The organism is Agrobacterium sp. GW821-FHT14E08 (genome assembly GCF_058803865.1).
The window spans coordinates 1362510-1381038 of sequence record NZ_JBXAPJ010000001.1 but is presented as its reverse complement, the minus strand read 5'-3'; the positions used below and the strand labels follow the sequence as shown (position 1 = coordinate 1381038).

Sequence of the window (18529 nt, the reverse complement as noted above, 5' to 3'; positions counted from 1 at the left end):
CCGGCATGGGGCAGACGCAACCGGCGATTTTTTGGTAAAGAGCATGTTCGGCCGTCGCCACGGGAATCGGCCGGATGGCATGCAGGACAAGGAACGAAACATTGCAGGTCGGCATCGACATGGGAACTCTATCGGGCGGGCAGCAGGCCAAGCTCGATATCGAGGAATTGCTTGCTACACGTTTGCTGGTGCAGGGCAATTCCGGTTCCGGCAAGTCGCATCTTCTGCGCCGGCTGCTGGAGCAATCGGCGCAATGGGTGCAGCAGGTCATCATCGATCCTGAGGGTGATTTCGTCACGCTTTCCGACAAGTTCGGTCATGTGGTGGTGGATGGCGAGCGCACCGAAGCGGAACTTGCAGGTATCGCCAACCGCATTCGCCAGCACCGCGTTTCCTGCGTGCTGACGCTGGAAGGCCTCGATATCGAGCAGCAGATGCGGGCCGCCGCCGCCTTCCTCAACGGCATGTTCGATGCGGATCGTGAATTCTGGTATCCGGTACTTGTTGTGGTGGATGAGGCGCAGATGTTTGCGCCCTCCGTCGGCGGAGAGGTGACAGAGGATGCCCGCAAGGCGTCGCTCGGTGCCATGACCAATCTGATGTGCCGTGGGCGTAAACGCGGGCTTGCCGGCGTCATCGCCACGCAGCGTCTGGCCAAGCTTGCCAAGAACGTGGCGGCGGAAGCCTCGAACTTCCTGATGGGCCGCACCTTTCTCGATATCGACATGGCGCGCGCGGCCGATCTGCTCGGCATGGACCGGCGGCAGGCGGAAATGTTCCGCGATCTGCAGCGCGGCAATTTCGTGGCGCTCGGCCCGGCGCTGTCGCGCCGCCCGTTGCCGATTGTCATCGGGGCGGTGGAAACCTCCGCGCGCTCGTCGTCACCGAAGCTGATGCCACTGCCGGATGCCCCGCAGGATGTGGAAGACCTGATCTTCACACCGGATCCGGAAGAGTTTACGCGCGCCGCCGTGCGCCGCACGCCGCCCGCGCCGCGTCCGACCACAGATATTCTGGCAGAGCTCTCCCGTTCCACGCCCGCCGCCGTCGGTCCTTCACCGGAGCAATCGCCGCGTGCAGGTCAGCCGGAACTGACGCCGGAAGAGCGAGAGGAAAAGATCGGTGCGGTTCTCGTTGAAATTCTCGACGATCCGCAATCGGCCTACCGCACCGATGCGGTGCTTTATCAGGATTTTCTGGTGCGCGCCCGTATGCGTCGCATTCCCGGCACGCCGATGACACTGGCGGAATTCCGCCGGCAGGTGGCGATTGCCCGCTCCGGTGTGGATGCGGCGATGGCGGCGAGCGAAGGCTGGGAGAAGGCGCTGGAACTGTCGACGTCGGTTTCCGATGACCTGCAGGGTGTCTTCCTGCTGCTGGTCAAGGCAGCGCTGGGTGAAGAACCCTGCCCATCGGATGCCCGCATTGCCCGGGCCTACGGCACCCATTCCGCGCGCCGCGCGCGGCGATTGCTCGGTTATTTCGAGGAGAAGGAGCTTGTGGTGGTGCATGCCGATTTCTCCGGCAAGCGCATCGTGGCGTTTCCCGATCTCGATGCAAAAACCGCACCCGGCGATGCGGATGCGGCTGAGGATGATGCGAGACTGGCGGCGGAGTGAGGTTGGCAGGCTGCTTGTTTGACATACCTTCCGTCATGCCGGACTTGATCCGGCATCCAGCCACGGCGCGTCTGCGCCGTGAGACGAGTCTGTTGCGATCAAGGACTTGATCGCGCTGGACCCCGGATCAAATCCGGGGTGACGGCGTGTGAGGAGGCGTTACCGCCTCCTCATCTTGCTCATCCTTACTCGATGGCCTTTGCTTCCTTGCGCGTTGCGATCAGCGAACCGATGATGCCGGTTGCGAGGATGGCGACGGTGACGCCGAGCGAGACGGCGGGCGGGATCTTGGCGATGCCCAGCATATCGGCGACGAAAATCTTCGAACCGACGAAGACCAGAACCGCAGCCAGCGCATATTTCAGATAAGCGAAGCGGTGGATCAGGGCGGCGAGCGCAAAATAGAGGGCGCGCAGGCCAAGGATCGCGAAGATATTCGAGGTGTAGACGATAAACGGATCGGTGGTGATCGCGAAGATTGCCGGGATCGAATCGACCGCGAAGATCAGGTCGGCGATTTCGACCATGATGAGCGCCAGGAAGAGCGGCGTCACGAAGGTCTTGAGCTTGCCGGTGGCTGCATCCGTTTCCTTGACGAAGAATTTTTCGCCATGCAGCTTCTCCGTCACCGGCAGGCGGCTGCGCAGGAATTTTAGGATGCGGTTGTTGCCGATGTCCGACTCGTCATGGTCGGACGAGAACAGCATCTTGAGGCCCGTGAAGACGAGGAAGGCCGCGAAGAGATAAAGCACCCAGTGGAAGTTTTCGACGATGGCCGCACCGCCGGCGATCATGATGCCGCGCAGGATGATGACGCCGAGGATACCCCAGAGCAGCACGCGATGCTGATATTGGCGGGGAATGGCGAAATAGGAGAAGATCATGGCGATGATGAAGATATTGTCCATCGCCAGGCTTTTTTCGACCACGAAGCCGGTGACATATTCCATCGCCGACTGCTGGCCGGACTGGTACCAGATCCAGCCGCCAAAGGCCAAACCGATGGCGATATAAAAGCCCGACATCAGCAGGCTTTCACGAATGCCGATTTCCTTGGAATTCTTGTGCAGCACGCCGAGATCGAGCGCCAGGAGGCCAAGGACGAGAGAAATGAAGACCGCCCACATCCATGTGGGGGTACCGAGAAAATCGTTGAGGAGGAACTCCATCAGTCAACCTTTAGCCGGACGAGGTTGGCTTTGCGGATGGGGAACGTGTGTCAAGAATATACGTGGGCCCCAACCTAAAGAAACTCGACATCACGTGTTGTCCGGTAACACGTCAGAGGGGCCCGAGTTCTGATCACGGTGAACAGATAGGGGAGGCTTCAGGCTTTTCAAGGGCCGGCTCTAGAAAAAAAACGGCAGGCGTTGTTTGACAATTTTGTAAAACGTGTTTAGAAGCCGCCCCAACGCCGGGCAGTGATGTCCGGTGTGTTTTGTTGACTGCCTTGCAGTGTAATAGCTGACGTTCGGCGGTCAATATCACCGACATGTCCCGTGGTTTCTCCATTTGCATGTGAGAAGCCTGTCAGAGGCCCTGAAACGGGCTTCAGAGGAGGGCGTGTTTCCTTGAACCGGTTTGGCAACAGACCGGCATAACCTTTTGAGAAGGAAATACGATGAGCAAGCGCGAATCGGCTAAGTATAAAATTGACCGCCGCATGGGCGAAAATATCTGGGGCCGTCCGAAGTCCCCGGTTAACCGCCGCGAATACGGCCCGGGCCAGCACGGCCAGCGCCGCAAGGGCAAGATGAGCGACTTCGGCACGCAGCTGCGCGCCAAGCAGAAGCTTAAGGGCTACTACGGCGAACTGCGCGAAAAGCAGTTCCGCGCCACCTTCGACGAAGCAAACCGTCGCAAGGGTGACACCTCCGAGAACCTGATCGGCCTGCTCGAGTCGCGTCTGGACGCCATCGTCTACCGCGCCAAGTTCGTTCCGACCGTTTTCGCTTCGCGCCAGTTCATCAACCATGGCCACGTCACGGTTAACGGCGTTCGCGTCAACATCGGTTCCTACCGCTGCAAGCCGGGCGACGTTATCGAAGTTCGCCAGAAGTCCAAGCAGCTCGTAACCGTTCTGGAAGCCGTTCAGCTCGCTGAGCGTGACGTTCCGGACTACATCGAAGTTGACCACAACAAGATGGTTGCGACCTACGCCCGCGTTCCGGCTCTCTCCGACGTTCCGTACCCGGTCGTCATGGAACCGCATCTGGTCGTCGAATTCTACTCGCGTTAATCGACGCGTTTCAGTATTCAGGAAGCCGCCCTTCGGGGCGGCTTTTTTGTTTGCGGGGAAGGCTTTGCATGCAGGACATTCAGGCGATCGTCGATTCCATTTACGACAGCATGGCGCCGAGGCTCGGCGAGGGGAAGGTTGCGGATTACATTCCCGAACTTGCCAAGGTCGATCCCAACCAGTTCGGCATCGCCATCACCACCGTCGATGGAACCACCTATACGGCCGGCAATGCGCTGACGCCGTTTTCGATTCAGAGCATCTCCAAGGTCTTCATGCTGACGCTGGCGCTCGGCAAGGCGGGGGAAACGGTGTGGAACCGGGTGGGGCGCGAGCCATCAGGCTCTTCCTTCAACTCCATCGTCCAGCTGGAGCATGAGCACGGTATTCCGCGCAATCCCTTCGTCAATGCCGGCGCCATTGTGGTCACCGATATCGTTCTTTCCGGCCATCAGCCGCGTGAGGCAATCGGTGAACTCCTGCGTTTCGTGCGCTACCTCGCCGATGACGACACGATCAGCATTGATGACACGGTGGCGAAATCCGAGCAGGCGACGGGGTTCCGAAATTTCGCGCTCGCCAATTTCATGCGGTCCTTCGGCAATCTGCACCATCCCGTGGAATATACGCTCGGCGTTTATTTCCATCAGTGCGCGCTTTCCATGACCTGCGCTCAGCTTTCCCGCGCTGGGCTGTTCCTCGCCAATCGCGGACGTAACCCGCTGACGGGGCATACGGTCGTGTCGGACCGTCGGGCGCGGCGTATCAATGCGCTGATGCTGACCTGTGGCCATTATGACGGATCGGGTGATTTCGCCTATCATGTCGGTCTGCCGGGCAAGAGCGGTGTGGGCGGCGGCATCATGGCGGTGGCGCCGGGGAACGCGTCCATCGCCGTCTGGTCACCGGGCCTCAACAAGGTCGGCAATTCGGCGCTTGGGTCACATGCGCTGGAAATGCTGGCGACGAAAACCGGCTGGTCGGTATTCGGGGCTTGATATTGCCGGCGGATGGGGGCATTGCCTGCATGTAGAACGGCAGTCGTGCCGGAGCGAGCTGATGATGAACATTCTCACCAAGATCGATGATTTTGTAGATCAGGCCGGGGCCGACCAGATTGGGGCGGATCAGGAAGCGTCCGAAGAAAACGGCAGCTCGCATCCCCTGTTCGACAATGCACCGCGTTCGGTGTCGTTCAACAAGCTGCGCAAACGGCTGCTGCGCAATGTGCGCCAGGCCTTTACCGATTTCGGCATGCTGAATGGCCAGAAGCGCTGGCTTGTCGGCCTTTCCGGCGGCAAGGACAGCTATGGGCTGCTGGCGCTGCTGCTCGATCTCAAATGGCGTGGCCTTTTGCCGGTGGAACTTGTTGCCTGCAATCTCGATCAGGGCCAGCCGAATTTTCCCAAGCACGTGTTGCCGGAGTATCTGGCGAAGATCGGTGTCCCCCATCGCATCGAATATCGCGACACCTATTCCGTGGTGAAGGAAAAGGTGCCTTCGGGCGGCACTTACTGTTCGCTCTGTTCGCGGCTCAGGCGCGGCAATCTCTACCGCATCGCGCGGGAAGAGGGCTGCGACGCGCTGCTGCTTGGCCATCATCGCGAGGATATTCTTGAGACCTTCTTCATGAATTTCTTCCATGGCGGCCGGCTGGCCGGAATGCCGGCGAAGCTTTTGAATGATGAGGGTGACCTGATGGTCATGCGCCCGCTTGCCTATTGCGCCGAGGAAGATATGGCGAAATTCGCGGCGGCGATGGAATTTCCGATCATTCCCTGTGATCTCTGCGGCTCGCAGGACGGGCTTCAGCGCAATGCGATGAAGGAGATGCTGGCCGACATAGAAAGGCGTATGCCCGGCCGCAAGGATGTGATGCTGAGGGCGCTTGCCCATGTCAATCCGTCGCATCTGCTCGATCCGAAGCTTTTTGATTTTTCCGCGCTCGCTGTCACCGGCGCGTCACCTGAAGAGCGTACGGAGGCCCGCCCTCCCTTATGAAGAAGTGCCCCGCGCGATGACCCTTTCCGACAAAGATATCGACTTCCTCGTTTCCACCGTTGCTGCTGCCGGTGTGGATGAAATTCTGCCCCGCTTCCGAAACCTGAGCGCCGGCGCAATCTCCGAAAAGACCTCTGCCGTCGATCTCGTTACCGAGGCCGATGTTCTGGCGGAAAAGGCGATCACCGCCGCGCTGCTTGAGCGATTTCCAAAGGCCCATATCGTCGGCGAAGAGGCCTATGACGCGGATCAGTCCGTCATTCCCGCGCTTGCCGATGCGCCGCTTGCCTTCGTGATCGATCCCATTGACGGCACTTTCAATTATGCTGCCGGCTTTCCCGCTTTCGGCACGCTGCTCGCGGTCACCGTTAACGGTGAGACGGTGGCGGGCATTATCCACGATCCTGTCATGGGCGATACCATCGTCGCTCTCAAGGGCGAGGGGGCCTATCTCAACCGCAAGAACGGTTCGCAGGCGAAGCTCAAGGTCGCGGATCCCGCGCCACTATCCGAAATGGTCGGCATCTTTTCCTGGGGCCATAGCCACGAGGATCGCCGTCCGGTGATTGCCGCCAATATGGCGAAGATCAAGATGGCGCTCTCGCTGAATTGTTCGGCACATGAATATTGGCTCGCCTCGGCCGGCAAGCTGCATTTCATCGGCCATGAAAAGCTGATGCCGTGGGATCATCTCGCCGGTGTTCTTATCCATCAGGAAGCGGGCGGCTATACGGCCCGTTTCGACAACACGCCCTACCGGCCGGGACAGACGACGGGTGGCATCCTGTCGGCCCCCGACAAGGAGAGCTGGAAGATGCTGCGCCGGGAAATCGTGGCTTTATAAGTTTTACGCCTAGACAGAAGGATCTCGCCCATGGCTATCGAACTCGACATCGCCTCTCTTGCCAACGCGCTTCAGGAGGCGGCGGCAGTGGAAATCCTGCCGCGGTTCCGCAATCTGGGCGAAGGCGATGTGCGGATCAAGAGCGAGGCGATCGATCTCGTCACCGAGGCTGACGAGGCCGCCGAGCGGCTGATCCGCGCCCGCGTGCAGGAAATCATGCCGCAGGCGCTGTTCATCGGCGAAGAGGCGGTGGCGGCGGATGCCTCGCTGCTTGGCAAGCTTGCCGACGCCGATCTTGCCGTGGTGGTCGATCCGATCGACGGCACCTATAATTTCGCTTCCGGCCTGCCGCTCTTCGGCGTGATGATGAGTGTCATCTCCAAGGGTGAGACTGTCGCGGGCCTCATCTTCGACCCGATGGGCAATGATTGGGCGATTGCCGAAAAGGGCTCCGGTGCGTGGCTTTGCAGCGCCGATGGCGCGCAGACGCAGATGTCCGTGGTACCGGCGCCTGAATTGTCGCAGATGGTTGGCATCGCCAATACCGGCTATTTCGATGTGGAGACCCGCCGCAAGATTCTGACGAACCTCGCCGATGTGCGGCTCTTCACCAGCTATCGCTGCGCGGCGCATGAATACCGCCTGTTCTGCGGCGGCCACATGCATTTCCTGATGTATAACAAGCTGATGCCCTGGGACCATCTGGCCGGCACGCTGCTTTCGCAGGAAGCGGGCGCTTATGCGGCCCGTCTCGACGGCTCGCCCTATCTGCCGCGTCATGTGGATGGCGGACTGCTGCTTGCGCCGGACCAGGAGACCTGGGAATTGCTGCGCGAGAAGATTTTCACGGTTTGAGTTGCGCGACCACGTTGCGGTTCGATGAAGTTTACCGGTCTCACATCCGTCATCCTCGGGCTTGACCCGAGGATCCACAGGTGGTTGAGGCGATGGATCCTCGGGTCAAGCCCGAGGATGACGCCGAGAGCGGAGAACGGATGACGTTGAAAGCGAAGCGCAATTGGCAGACAAATAAAAAAGGGCGCGGAACAAAATTCCGCGCCCTTTTATTTTTCTAACCGCCCTTACCGTGTCGGCTTGTTGTGCGCCTGAAACAGCATACCCTTTTCGCCGATCAGCACGAAGATCAGGCCGATAATGGAGACGACGAAAAAGCCTGCCACCATTGGCAGCGCCGTGCCATCGAAGGCCTGACCGATGGCGGCACCGATGAGCGAGCCGCCGACCGTACCCATGAAGCCGATGACGGAGGAGGCGGTGCCGGCGACATGGCCGAGCGGCTCCATGGCGAGCGAATTGAAGTTCGACCCGATCCAGCCGAACTGGAACATGGCGAGCGCGAAGAACACGATGAAGATCGCGAAAGGCATCGGTTCCGGTCCCAGCACCTGCACCACCAGCCAGACGAAGGTGATGGCGATGAAACCGAGCAGCGATCCGTGCGACAGCTTGCGCATGCCGAACCTGCCGACCAGCCTTGCATTGATGAAGGACGAGAAGGCCATGAACAGGGCGACGCCCGCAAAGGCGGCGGCAAACCATGCGCCGAGGCCATAGATGCCCTTATAGACCTGTTCAGCCGAGTTGATGAAGCCGAACAGTGCCCCGAAGATGAAGGTGCTGGAGAGCGTGTAGCAGAGCGCGATACGGTTGGTGAGAACGATCTTGAAGCCGCCAAGCACCGAACGGGCGGTGAAAGGGCGGACATCGTCCGGATGCAGCGTTTCCGGCAGGCGGAAATACATCCAGGCCGTCACCACGGCGGCAATTGCCGCCATGAAGGCGAAGATCAGGTGCCAGTTACCGAAAAACAGCACGATCTGGCCGGTGCCGGGCGCGATGACCGGAACGACCATGAAGACCATCATGATCAGCGACATGACTTCCGCCATCTGGCGGCCGCCATAGATGTCGCGCACGATCGAGATGGTGATGACGCGTGTCGCCGCCGAGCCGATGCCCTGAATGAAACGCAGCAGCAGCAGGCCGGAGAAGGACGGTACAAAGACAACGGCGAGGGCTGAAACGATGTAGATCGCAAGCCCGACAAGCATTGGCTTGCGGCGTCCGAAACGGTCCGAGATCGGCCCATATAGAAGCTGGGCGACGCCAAAGCCCAGGAGATAGGTGGAGATCACATATTGGCGGTGGTTTTCATTGACCACGCCCAGCGATGCACCGATTTCCTGAAGGCCGGGCAGCATGATGTCGATGGCGAGCGCGTTCAGCGCCATCAGCATTGCGGCCAGCGCAATGAATTCCGTGCGCCCCATCGAGCCTGCGCGCGAAGCGGTGGATTGTGAAAGTTCTGTCACAGGATTGCCCCAAAAAGAACGGCAAAGGCGTTGCATGAAGCAACGCCTGGCATAAATTTCTGACAATCAGGGTGGGCCGGATGAACCGGCCGAAATCAGGCCGCGCCGCGGACGCTGATACCCTGTTCTTGGAAGTGGTTTTGAAGTTCGCCGGACTGGAACATCTCTCTTACGATGTCACAGCCGCCGACGAATTCGCCCTTGACGTAGAGCTGCGGGATGGTCGGCCAGTTGGAATAGTCCTTGATGCCCTGGCGGATATCTGCATCGGCAAGCACGTTGATGCCCTTGTAGTCGACGCCGAGATAATCGAGGATCTGTACCACCTGGCCGGAAAAACCGCACTGCGGAAATTGCGGGGTGCCCTTCATGAAAAGAACGATATCGTTGCCCTTCACTTCGCTGTCGATCATGTCGTGAATGCCGCTCATAGGCCTATTCCTTTCACATGCGGTTCAAGGCCGCTGCTTTCTGTTTGTTCCTAAATAACATGTCGCGGCGCGATTTCCACCCGGAAAGCGCAAAAAACTGCGGGTGTGGCATCATTGAGAGGGATCGAAATTTCGCGTTCACATCGCAGCGGCTCAGGTGCCGGGATAGATCAGAAGTATCTTGCCGATTGTCTTTCGCGGTCTGGAGACGAGCGGGACTAATATGCCTGTCTCGTCAGCGAAAAGATCGAGTTCTTTCTGGTTCTGGAGTGTCATGGCTGAGCGGCCGGTCGCTAGCGAACAATCTCGTTCGCAATCTACCTGTATCTCACTCACCAGTCTGTCGTTTTGGTGGTCGATTTTGAGATCGACAATTAATTTAGGCTCTTCCTGTCTAAGCAGACGGCAAGTTTGGCCAATTTCGCAAAGCGCGGTGCCTGCTATCGGATCAGTATCATGAAGCAGCACGGCGAAGCCGATCTTGATCTCTTTGTCACTTGTGTCGCCGGTGAAGCCTATACGTGGTGCGGAAAGGAACAGGAGGGCGCAGGCGAAAAACAGGCAAAGTCGCTCGTGGCGGATCATTAATATCTCTGCCGGCTGCGGGCAGCGGCGGTGCGTCTTTTGCTCACCTGCTTCTTGGCTGGCTTGGGTTTGACGGCGGCGTTGAGTGCGGCTTCGAGGACGGATCCGACGATGCCGCCGGCGAGCGAGCCGGTACTTTTCGTCCGGCGCGCCCGGCGCGTTTTGCGGATGCCGGTCTTGGTGAGGATTTCAGACAGCGCGCCCTTGACGACGCCGTTGAGCACTTGATCGACGATGCCAGACAAATTTCCCTCGCCAATAAATAAATCACATTTCCGTCGCGATTTTTACTATACGTGCATCGCCCACTGTATCAAGCGATCCTTTCGGGTGTCTCTAGCCTGAAGGTTTATGCATGCCGACCGTCAAGTCACGACTTGTTCTTTATTTCCCCGGTTTCGATCCGCTCGATGCGGCGGCCCATCATCTGCGTTACCAGCGGGCAGCGGCACTGGCCGGCAAGACATGGGATGTAGATTATAAGGTGGGAGCGCTGGAGACTTCGCCGGCGGGTGAGACATTCACGGTGGAGGCCTCGGCGGGCGACTGGCGGACGCGTTCGGAGATTTTTGTCTATGACCATAACGACGTTATCTCGCAGTTGCGGGATGCGCCCGTCTGGCGGCAGACATGGCTCGGGTTCAAGGCCGGGGCGGGCATTGTCAGTGAGGGTGGTGCTGCGCGCTATTTCCGCCATGCCTGGCGTTTTGGCCTGTTCTTCATCTTCCCGTTTTTGCTGATGCTTGTCGGCGGTGCACTTGCTGTCGGCATTGCGCTTTCACCATGGCTTTTTGGTTTGCCGCTCTGGCTTCTCGCGATCAGCCTTCCCGCCGCCGCCCTGTTTTTCGTAAAGGTGTTCCTGGTATTTGCGGAGCGGTTTCACACCCTGCATCTTTATGCGGACTGGCGCTTCGCGCTCGCGGTTGGCCGCGATGAGCCGATTGCCCGTGACTGGATCGAGGAGAGGGCAGCACTTGTTCTGACGGCGCTGGAGCAGCCCGCGGATGAGGTTCTGGTGGTTTCCCACAGCATGGGCGCCAGCCTTGCGCTCGCCGTGATCGGCCGTGTGCTGGAGCTGAAGCCGGATGCGCTGGATGGCCGGAAACTGTCCTTCGCGACCTTGGGCGGGGCGGCGCTGCAATGTGCGTTCCTGACGAGTGCGGACAGGCTTCGCCAAAGCGTCGGCTCGATCGCTTGTCACCCAGAGGTGACATGGTTCGATATTCAGTGCCTGACAGATCCTATCCACCTCTACCGGTGCAATACCGTGGGCTTAACCGGCCATAAAGACGCGCCGCAGCCGAAGATCGTGCCGATCCGCTTCAAGCATTCGCTTTCGTCGGAGCGCTATAAAAAGAACAAGCGCAACTTCCTGCGCATGCACCGGCAATATGTTCTGGGGCCGGATCGCAAATCCGGTTACGATTTTACCCTGCTGACGGCGGGGCCTTTGCCCGCCGCCTCCTTCGCCGATCTGGATTCGCAGACGCCGCCAGTCCTGTAAGCGGCATTGATCCACTCGGCCGGACATGAAAAGGCCCGCGTGAGAGTATCACGCGGGCCTTTGATTATTCCGCAGGTTTCACGCTGTCGCCCAGGCGGGACAGAGACGTGCCGTTGCCGGAACCGTTTTCACGGACGCCATCATTCGGGAGCCGAGGTCTGCAGGGCAAGGGCATGCAGAACGCCGCCCATATTGCCCTTCAGCGCGTCATAGACCATCTGGTGCTGCTGCACGCGGGTCTTGCCCTTGAACGCTTCCGCAACGACTTCCGCCGCGTAATGATCGCCATCACCGGCCAGATCGCGGATCGTGACCTTTGCCCCGGGAATTCCCGCCTTAATCATGTCTTCAATGTCGCCGGGTTTCATGGGCATGGTGTTTCTCCTTAATTCATTCTGCGGCGAGCAAAGTTTCGCCGTCCATGAATTTAGGGAACCACGATTCATAGGCCAAGTGCAATTCTTTAATCTCGACAGCCCGCGCCGTGCCCAGCTTTACGGTGGAACCGCCGGTAACGCCGATGACCGGGCAGGAAACGCCCGCCGCCTTCGCCGCTGTCTGCACCTCATCGAGATCGGCCTTTTTGACCGTCAGAACGTAACGGCCCTGATCTTCGCCGTAGAAGGTGAGTACCGGGTTGTGACCTTCGACCGCGTCGATGGTTGCGCCGATGCCCGACGAAATCGCCATTTCGGCAACTGCAAGTGCGAGACCGCCAGAGGAGCAATCGTGAACGGCGGTGGCAAGACCGTCGGTGATGAGGCTGCGAACGAAATCGCCGTTCTTCTTTTCGGCGGCGAGATCGACATGCGGCGCCGGGCCATCGATGCGGCCATGAATGTCACGCATGTAAACCGACTGGGCGATATGCGTGCCGAGGCCGGCGGGTGCACCGACAAGCAGCACCACTTCGTCAGCGGCGGCAAAGCGGATGCGCGCCATGCGGCCCCAGTCCTTCAGCAGGCCAACGCCGCCGATGGTGGGGGTGGGCAGGATCGCCTGGCCATTGGTCTCGTTATAGAGCGAGACGTTGCCGGAAACGATCGGGAATTCCAGCACACGGCAGGCTTCGCCGATGCCCTTGATGGCATGGACCAGCTGGCTCATGATCTCGGGCTTTTCCGGGTTGCCGAAATTGAGGTTGTCGGTGGCTGCCAGCGGCAGAGCGCCGGTGGCGGTGATGTTGCGCCAGCATTCGGCCACGGCCTGCTTGCCGCCTTCGAAGGGATCGGCCTCGACATAACGCGGTGTGACGTCGGAGGAGAAGGCGAGCGCCTTCTTGTCATGGCCTTCGACGCGAACCACGCCGGCATCGCCGCCGGGAAGCTGCAGCGAATTGCCTTGGATCAGCGTGTCATATTGTTCGTAAACCCAGCGGCGCGAGGAATTGTTGGCCGAACCGACCAGCGATACCAGCGCATCGGCGATATCGGCGGCGGGGACGTCGTTTTCTGCCAGCGGCGCGGGCGCCTTGGCGGGCGTCCATGGGCGGTCATATTCGGGAGCCTCGTCGCCGAGTTCCTTGATCGGCAGGTTGGCGACTTCCTCGCCATTGTGCAGCACGCGGAAGCGCAGGTCGTCAGTGGTCTTGCCGACGATGGCGAAATCCAGGCCCCACTTGACGAAGATCGCCTTGGCGACCTCTTCCTTGGAGGGCTCGAGAACCATGAGCATGCGCTCCTGGCTTTCCGACAGCATCATTTCGTAAGCCGTCATGCGCTCTTCGCGCACCGGTACGGCGTTCAAGTCAAGCTCGATGCCGAGATCGCCCTTGGCGCCCATTTCGACAGCCGAGCAGGTGAGGCCGGCGGCGCCCATGTCCTGAATGGCGATGACCGCACCGGTCTTCATCAGCTCAAGGCAGGCTTCCAGCAGGCATTTTTCGGTGAAGGGGTCGCCGACCTGAACGGTCGGGCGCTTTTCCTCGATGGATTCGTCGAATTCGGCGGATGCCATGGTCGCGCCGCCGACGCCGTCGCGGCCGGTCTTCGCACCGAGATAAACGACCGGCAGGCCGACGCCCTTGGCTTCCGAGAGGAAGATCGCGTTGGACTTGGCAAGCCCGGCGGCAAAGGCGTTGACGAGGATGTTGCCGTTATAACGCGGATCGAATTCGACTTCGCCGCCGACAGTCGGCACGCCGAAGGAATTGCCGTAACCGCCGACACCGGCGACGACGCCAGCTACGAGATGGCGGGTCTTCGGGTGGTCAGGCGCGCCGAAGCGCAGGGCGTTCATGGCCGCAATTGGGCGTGCGCCCATGGTGAAGACGTCACGCAGGATGCCGCCGACGCCGGTTGCCGCACCCTGATAGGGCTCGATATAGGACGGGTGGTTGTGGCTCTCCATCTTGAAGACGACGCAGTCGCCATCGTCGATATCGACCACGCCGGCGTTTTCGCCGGGGCCCTGAATGACGCGCGGTCCTGTTGTCGGCAGGGTCTTCAGCCACTTCTTGGAAGACTTGTAGGAGCAGTGCTCGTTCCACATGGCCGAGAAAATGCCAAGCTCGGTAAAGCTGGGCTCCCGTCCGATCAGGTCGAGGATACGCTGGTATTCGTCGGGCTTCAGCCCGTGGGATGCAACGAGTTCCGGGGTGATCTTGATGGAATTTGAGATAGACATAGGTCTCACGCGGTTCGAGCCGAGGAAAGTTTCCGGTTCTTTAGCGCAAGAGGCTTGATCGTGCGACAGGAAAATGCGCCGTTTTGCCGGCAAAGCGCTGCTTTGTTGGCTTATTCAGAACTTGTAGCCGACCATTAGTCCCACACGCGTCAGCCCGTCATTGGGGCCGTCGCACAGATTGGCATGTGAGGCGTGTTCGATCTGGGTCGAGATATTCCAGTTGCTGTTGAAGCGATATCCGATGGCGGCATATTCATGAAAAAGCACGCGGCAGCCGAATTCCGCGCCGGTTTCGCCCGGACCGTTTCTCAGCCTGCCGTCATGCCACAGGCCGCCGAAGCCGAGATCGACGAAAATCTTCGGATTGAGGTCGAAGGTCCAGTTGACGCCGCCGTAAATGGTATGCGCTTCGCCCTCGGTGCCGATTTCCGCACCCAGATGCAGTCGTGGGCGAGCGAGCTTTTCGCCAAGGGTGACGGCCGAGGCGCTGGCGAAAGGGTCGAAATAGGCGGTAAAGGCTGGGAAAACGCCATCTTCACCGCCGTCATCGCGATTGGCGAGCGAGGTTGTGACCCCGAAACGCAATTCATCGAAAACGGTTCCATCTGCGGCGATGGCCGGCGTCATATCAGTCAACACATATGCTGCGAAAACCATCACAAGAGCGAAGAATGCCCTGGCGGAAGTGGAACCGAATGCTGCCATCGAATCATTCCCCACTGCGAAGTAGGGAAAGGATGGCAGATTCGCCGGTTTGGTAAATGATGAGTTACTGAATTAGAGGTCGTGTTGCAGTAAAGACTCGTTCCCGCTCACGCCTCGCTTTCATAACCGGCCGAACCATTGTCGAGCAGATGCCGCAAGGTGCCGAAGGCATGGGTCAGATCCTCGCGTTTGGGAGGCCCGGAAAAGCTGATGCGGACACGGTGGAAAACCTTCTCCGTGCGCCCGGCCTTGAACTCGTCCTCGTCGTCGATCAGCACGCCCTCCTTCATGGCGGCATTGCGGAACGTGCCGGAAAGCCAGGGTTCGGGCAGCCGCAGCCATAAGAAGGCGATATCCGGCAGGGAATTGAATTCCAGCCCGGCAAAAACGCGTCTGGCGATCGCCTCACGCTGGTTGATCTCGGCAATGCAATCCTTGCGGATGTCATCGGCGTCGCCGCTATTGACGAGCCGTGCATTCAGTTCGGCCAGCATGAAGGGCAGGCCGCCGGTTATCATCGAATGCGAAATGCGTATCCGCGATGAGAATTGTGCCGGGCAGGCGACCCAGCCGCCGCGGACGCCGGCTGAAACGGATTTGGACAGGCCGCCGACAACGAAGGTTATATCGGGCGCGAATTCGGCGATCAGCGGGATCGCCTCGCGGGTCATCGCACCATAGAGATTGTCCTCGACGATCCATACGCCATATCTGCGGGCGATATCGGCGATTGCCCGCCGCCGCTCCTCGGGCAGGGTGGCGCAGGTCGGGTTCTGGCCGGCCGACATCAGGAAGATCATCTTGGGGTGCTGCTGGGCGCAGATGCGCTCGAAATCATCAGGGACAATGCCCTTCTCATCCGATTCCACCAGCGTTACCCGCCGTCCGGCGAGCGCGGCGCTGCGGCTGATGTGGGAATAGGTGAGGGGCTCGAAAACGATCCGGTCGCCCGGCGCCGTCATCGCCGTCACCACGCTCATCACCGCCGCATGGGCGCCGAGCGTCGAAACAATGTTTTCCGGTTTCGGCGACCAGCCGTTCTGGGAAAGCCAGCGAACGCCCGCCATACACCAGCTGTCTGGAAGCGCGCGGGTATAGTTGGCGACTTCGAAGGGATGGTCCCGGGTGACGGCCTCGATATGCCGGGTGATCAACGTGCTCTGGCCGACATCGGGTGCAGCAGTGGTGTTCAGCCGAAACTCCGCGCTGGTTTCGATCGGGTGGCGTGTGCCGCCGAATGCAGACGCTGCCGGTTCGATACGTGACGACGGGGCAGGGGTCTTGCTCTCGTTGACATAGGTACCACGCCCGACTTCGCCGCTGACGAGACCACGTTCGTGGATGAGCGCATAGGCCCGGCTGATTGTGCCGATTGTCACGCCGAGATCATAAGCGAGATTGCGTTGCGGCGGCAATTTCGAGCCCGCCTTCAGAATGCCGTCCGAAATCGCGCCTTCGATACTGTCTGCAAGGCGCAGGTAAATGGGCCCATTGCCCTCGGTAATGTCGGGAAGCCAATTTGTCATGGTGACAATTTATGCATTGTATCTATGTGCAAGTCAATTGTATTTATTGGATGCATTAACTGAGGCTGAACGCACGGAGACAATAGGTGCAATATGCGCAAGATGGATCAATACCTTTCGACAACGGATACAATTTATCCTGACGGTTACGAACGGGAACGCGTGTTCCGCGATGCCGGCGACATGGTCGCACCGGCGCCGTATCCGGCTGAGATCGCTCGCACGCTTATTGGTCGCCTGATTACGGGCTTGTTCAATTGGCACGATAAACGACAGGGACGGCTCGCTTTGCGGGAACTGTCGGACGATCTTCTGCAGGATATTGGCGTGACACGCGACGAGGCCTTGAAAGAGGCCGCAAAGTCGCAGCTTTTCTCGTGGCCAACGCGGCCGCTTTGATTTTCTGCCGGAGAGCGGCGCCATCTTTCCCCGGTGCCTGATAGCCATTCGGCAGGCCCGCCACGCCAGTCCCAACCGGCGCGGCGGGTCTTTTTGTATTGAATCTTCCACTCTCCGTCGTCCTCGGGCTTGACCCGGGGACCCGTTTTCATTCGGCCGTGGATCCTCGGGTCAAGCCCGAGGATGACGGCGCGCGCGGGACGGCCTTGTCGTCAAATCTTTAACAGAACACATCAGGGTCGCTAAATCAGCAGCCCTTGCCGCCATTCGCCCAGCGTTTGACGTCGGTCGCAATGCGGCCGGCAACGGCATCGTTCATTACCGGACCGAAAGCGTCGAGCTTTGCCGGGTTGCCCTCGGCCTGAACCACCAGCATGGGGCGGGATTCCGGGCTGTTGCGCGGCACGAGCAGGATGCGCGGACGGCCGGAGAAGGAATTCAGTTCCGGCGCCAGGCGATAGGCCTTGAAGGCCGGATCGCCCGATTTGAACCAGCAGGCATTCGCGCCCAGCGCGACCCGTTCCATGGTCGGCAATGCCGCTCGCGACACGGATGATACCGGCTGGGGCTTCGGCTGGCACGCGGCAAGCGCTGCTGCGGCGAAAAGCAATCCAGCGGCCTTCGGGGCATGGGATCGGAACAGGCGGTTCATCGCGTCATCCAAATTAAAGGCCAAACTGGAGCCGGGAGTGGCATCGAGAAGAGGGCAGGCACATGCCCGCCCGCTTGTCAGGCGGCGATGACGCCGAGCGCCGAGGCGAAGAGGCCGCGGCCGTCATTGCCGCCATGGGCGGCTTCGATCAGGTTTTCGGGATGCGGCATCATGCCGAGAACGTTGCCCTTGGCGTTGATGACGCCGGCAATGTCGTTCAGCGAACCATTGGGATTGGTGCCGTCAGCATAACGGAACACGACCTGGCCATTGCCTTCGACGGCCTTCAACTCATCCGCTTCGAGGAAATAGTTGCCGTCGTGATGGGCGACGGGGCAACGCAGGACCTGGCCCTTGTCATAGGCGCGGGTGAATTCGGTGTCGTTGTTGACGACTTCGAGCTTCACTTCACGGCAGACGAATTTCAGCGAGGCGTTGCGCATCAGCGCGCCCGGCAGCATGCCGGCTTCGACCAATATCTGGAAGCCGTTGCAGACGCCGAGAACCTTGACGCCCTTTTCGGCCTTTTCGCGGATGGCCTGCATGACCGGCATGCGCGCGGCAATGGCGCCGCAACGCAGATAGTCACCGTAGGAGAAGCCGCCCGGAATGACGATCAGGTCAACATCCGGAAGTGTCGTTTCCGTCTGCCAGATGGTGACGGGCGCCGTTCCGGAGATTTTCGTGAGCGCCGCGATCATGTCGCGGTCGCGGTTCAGGCCGGGAAGTTGGACGACAGCGGATTTCATGGTCGGCAGCTCCTGCGGCTTTTAGAGAATGGCGATAGAGTAGTTTTCGATAACCGTATTGGCCAGAAGCTTTTCGCACATCGCCTTCAGGTCGGTCTCGGCCTTGGCCCTGTCGGCGCCTTCCAGCTCCAGGTCGAAGACCTTGCCCTGACGGACATGGCCGACGCCGCCGAAACCGAGGCTGCCGAGCGCGCCTTCGATTGCCTTGCCCTGCGGATCGAGAACGCCGTTCTTCAGCGTAACAGTCACCCGTGCCTTGATCACCTGATCTTCTCCTGATTTTACCCTTGCGGTGTCGATATTACTTCACGAGGCCG

Annotated in this window: 20 protein-coding genes; 8 read left to right on the top strand and 12 right to left on the bottom strand. The window is 59.8% G+C overall.

The window, feature by feature from the left end; translation table 11 throughout:
* Positions 1–101: 101 nt before the first annotated feature.
* A complete protein-coding gene (locus tag AC1ROR_RS06820) occupies positions 102–1619 on the top strand; it encodes a helicase HerA domain-containing protein (protein ID WP_498589184.1) in 1518 nt (505 codons plus the stop codon).
* A gap of 185 nt (positions 1620–1804) precedes the next feature.
* On the opposite strand, the gene AC1ROR_RS06815 is transcribed toward AC1ROR_RS06820, so the two are convergent.
* Positions 1805–2788: a TerC family protein gene (locus tag AC1ROR_RS06815; protein ID WP_498588966.1), complete on the bottom strand. Its 984-nt coding sequence runs from the start codon at positions 2786–2788 to the stop codon at positions 1805–1807.
* Between the two features lie 452 nt (positions 2789–3240).
* Between AC1ROR_RS06815 and rpsD the strand changes: the two genes are divergently transcribed.
* The 5 genes from rpsD (at position 3241) to AC1ROR_RS06790 (ending at position 7558) form a co-directional block, all read left to right on the top strand.
* Complete coding sequence (rpsD, locus tag AC1ROR_RS06810; protein WP_003520423.1) at positions 3241–3858, top strand: 30S ribosomal protein S4; 618 nt, start codon at positions 3241–3243, stop codon at positions 3856–3858.
* A gap of 68 nt (positions 3859–3926) precedes the next feature.
* The gene (locus AC1ROR_RS06805; protein WP_035224194.1) at positions 3927–4856 is read left to right on the top strand and encodes a glutaminase; all 930 of its coding nucleotides are present in this window, start codon (positions 3927–3929) and stop codon (positions 4854–4856) included.
* A gap of 61 nt (positions 4857–4917) precedes the next feature.
* Positions 4918–5859: a tRNA 2-thiocytidine(32) synthetase TtcA gene (gene ttcA / locus AC1ROR_RS06800; protein WP_167377450.1), complete on the top strand. Its 942-nt coding sequence runs from the start codon at positions 4918–4920 to the stop codon at positions 5857–5859.
* 16 nt (positions 5860–5875) lie between these two features.
* The gene (locus AC1ROR_RS06795; protein ID WP_080834861.1) at positions 5876–6703 is read left to right on the top strand and encodes an inositol monophosphatase family protein; all 828 of its coding nucleotides are present in this window, start codon (positions 5876–5878) and stop codon (positions 6701–6703) included.
* A 30-nt stretch (positions 6704–6733) separates the two neighbouring features.
* A complete protein-coding gene (locus AC1ROR_RS06790; RefSeq protein ID WP_080834859.1) occupies positions 6734–7558 on the top strand; it encodes an inositol monophosphatase family protein in 825 nt (274 codons plus the stop codon).
* Positions 7559–7785: 227 nt separating this feature from the next.
* On the opposite strand, the gene AC1ROR_RS06785 is transcribed toward AC1ROR_RS06790, so the two are convergent.
* The 4 genes from AC1ROR_RS06785 to AC1ROR_RS06770 form a co-directional block, all read right to left on the bottom strand.
* Entirely contained in the window at positions 7786–8994 is a 1209-nt protein-coding gene (locus AC1ROR_RS06785) for a multidrug effflux MFS transporter (protein ID WP_035224204.1), read from the bottom strand.
* 137 nt (positions 8995–9131) lie between these two features.
* Positions 9132–9467, bottom strand: coding sequence for a Grx4 family monothiol glutaredoxin (gene grxD, locus AC1ROR_RS06780; RefSeq protein WP_498588965.1), 336 nt, complete (start codon positions 9465–9467; stop codon positions 9132–9134).
* Positions 9468–9620: 153 nt separating this feature from the next.
* Complete coding sequence (locus AC1ROR_RS06775; protein WP_498588964.1) at positions 9621–10052, bottom strand: hypothetical protein; 432 nt, start codon at positions 10050–10052, stop codon at positions 9621–9623.
* On the bottom strand, positions 10052–10297 hold the full coding sequence (locus AC1ROR_RS06770) for a hypothetical protein (RefSeq protein WP_035224207.1): 246 nt from the start codon (positions 10295–10297) through the stop codon (positions 10052–10054). The genes AC1ROR_RS06775 and AC1ROR_RS06770 overlap by 1 nt, the downstream gene beginning before the upstream one ends.
* A 110-nt stretch (positions 10298–10407) precedes the next feature.
* On the opposite strand from AC1ROR_RS06770, the gene AC1ROR_RS06765 reads away from it, so the two are divergent.
* A complete protein-coding gene (locus AC1ROR_RS06765) occupies positions 10408–11556 on the top strand; it encodes a hypothetical protein (protein WP_498588963.1) in 1149 nt (382 codons plus the stop codon).
* Between the two features lie 140 nt (positions 11557–11696).
* Here the strand turns inward: AC1ROR_RS06765 and AC1ROR_RS06760 are convergent, their stop codons facing one another.
* The 4 genes from AC1ROR_RS06760 to AC1ROR_RS06745 all read right to left on the bottom strand — a co-directional run bounded on the left by AC1ROR_RS06760 (position 11697) and on the right by AC1ROR_RS06745 (position 16412).
* Positions 11697–11930 (bottom strand): BolA/IbaG family iron-sulfur metabolism protein, encoded by a 234-nt coding sequence (locus AC1ROR_RS06760; RefSeq protein WP_003507909.1) that lies wholly within the window; start codon positions 11928–11930, stop codon positions 11697–11699.
* Positions 11931–11946: 16 nt separating this feature from the next.
* Positions 11947–14181, bottom strand: a complete 2235-nt coding sequence (purL, locus tag AC1ROR_RS06755) for a phosphoribosylformylglycinamidine synthase subunit PurL (RefSeq protein ID WP_498588962.1) — start codon at positions 14179–14181, stop codon at positions 11947–11949.
* 114 nt (positions 14182–14295) lie between these two features.
* A complete protein-coding gene (locus AC1ROR_RS06750; protein ID WP_498588961.1) occupies positions 14296–14886 on the bottom strand; it encodes an acyloxyacyl hydrolase in 591 nt (196 codons plus the stop codon).
* A gap of 107 nt (positions 14887–14993) precedes the next feature.
* Positions 14994–16412 (bottom strand): aminotransferase-like domain-containing protein, encoded by a 1419-nt coding sequence (locus tag AC1ROR_RS06745; protein WP_498588960.1) that lies wholly within the window; start codon positions 16410–16412, stop codon positions 14994–14996.
* Positions 16413–16505: 93 nt separating this feature from the next.
* On the opposite strand from AC1ROR_RS06745, the gene AC1ROR_RS06740 reads away from it, so the two are divergent.
* Positions 16506–16811: a DUF1127 domain-containing protein gene (locus tag AC1ROR_RS06740; RefSeq protein WP_035224218.1), complete on the top strand. Its 306-nt coding sequence runs from the start codon at positions 16506–16508 to the stop codon at positions 16809–16811.
* 247 nt (positions 16812–17058) lie between these two features.
* On the opposite strand, the gene AC1ROR_RS06735 is transcribed toward AC1ROR_RS06740, so the two are convergent.
* The 3 genes from AC1ROR_RS06735 to purS form a co-directional block, all read right to left on the bottom strand.
* Entirely contained in the window at positions 17059–17463 is a 405-nt protein-coding gene (locus AC1ROR_RS06735) for a hypothetical protein (RefSeq protein ID WP_035224220.1), read from the bottom strand.
* A gap of 77 nt (positions 17464–17540) precedes the next feature.
* Positions 17541–18212 (bottom strand): phosphoribosylformylglycinamidine synthase subunit PurQ, encoded by a 672-nt coding sequence (gene purQ / locus AC1ROR_RS06730; RefSeq protein ID WP_142172701.1) that lies wholly within the window; start codon positions 18210–18212, stop codon positions 17541–17543.
* 21 nt (positions 18213–18233) lie between these two features.
* Complete coding sequence (gene purS, locus AC1ROR_RS06725) at positions 18234–18476, bottom strand: phosphoribosylformylglycinamidine synthase subunit PurS (protein ID WP_498588959.1); 243 nt, start codon at positions 18474–18476, stop codon at positions 18234–18236.
* Between the last annotated feature and the right edge of the window lie 53 nt (positions 18477–18529).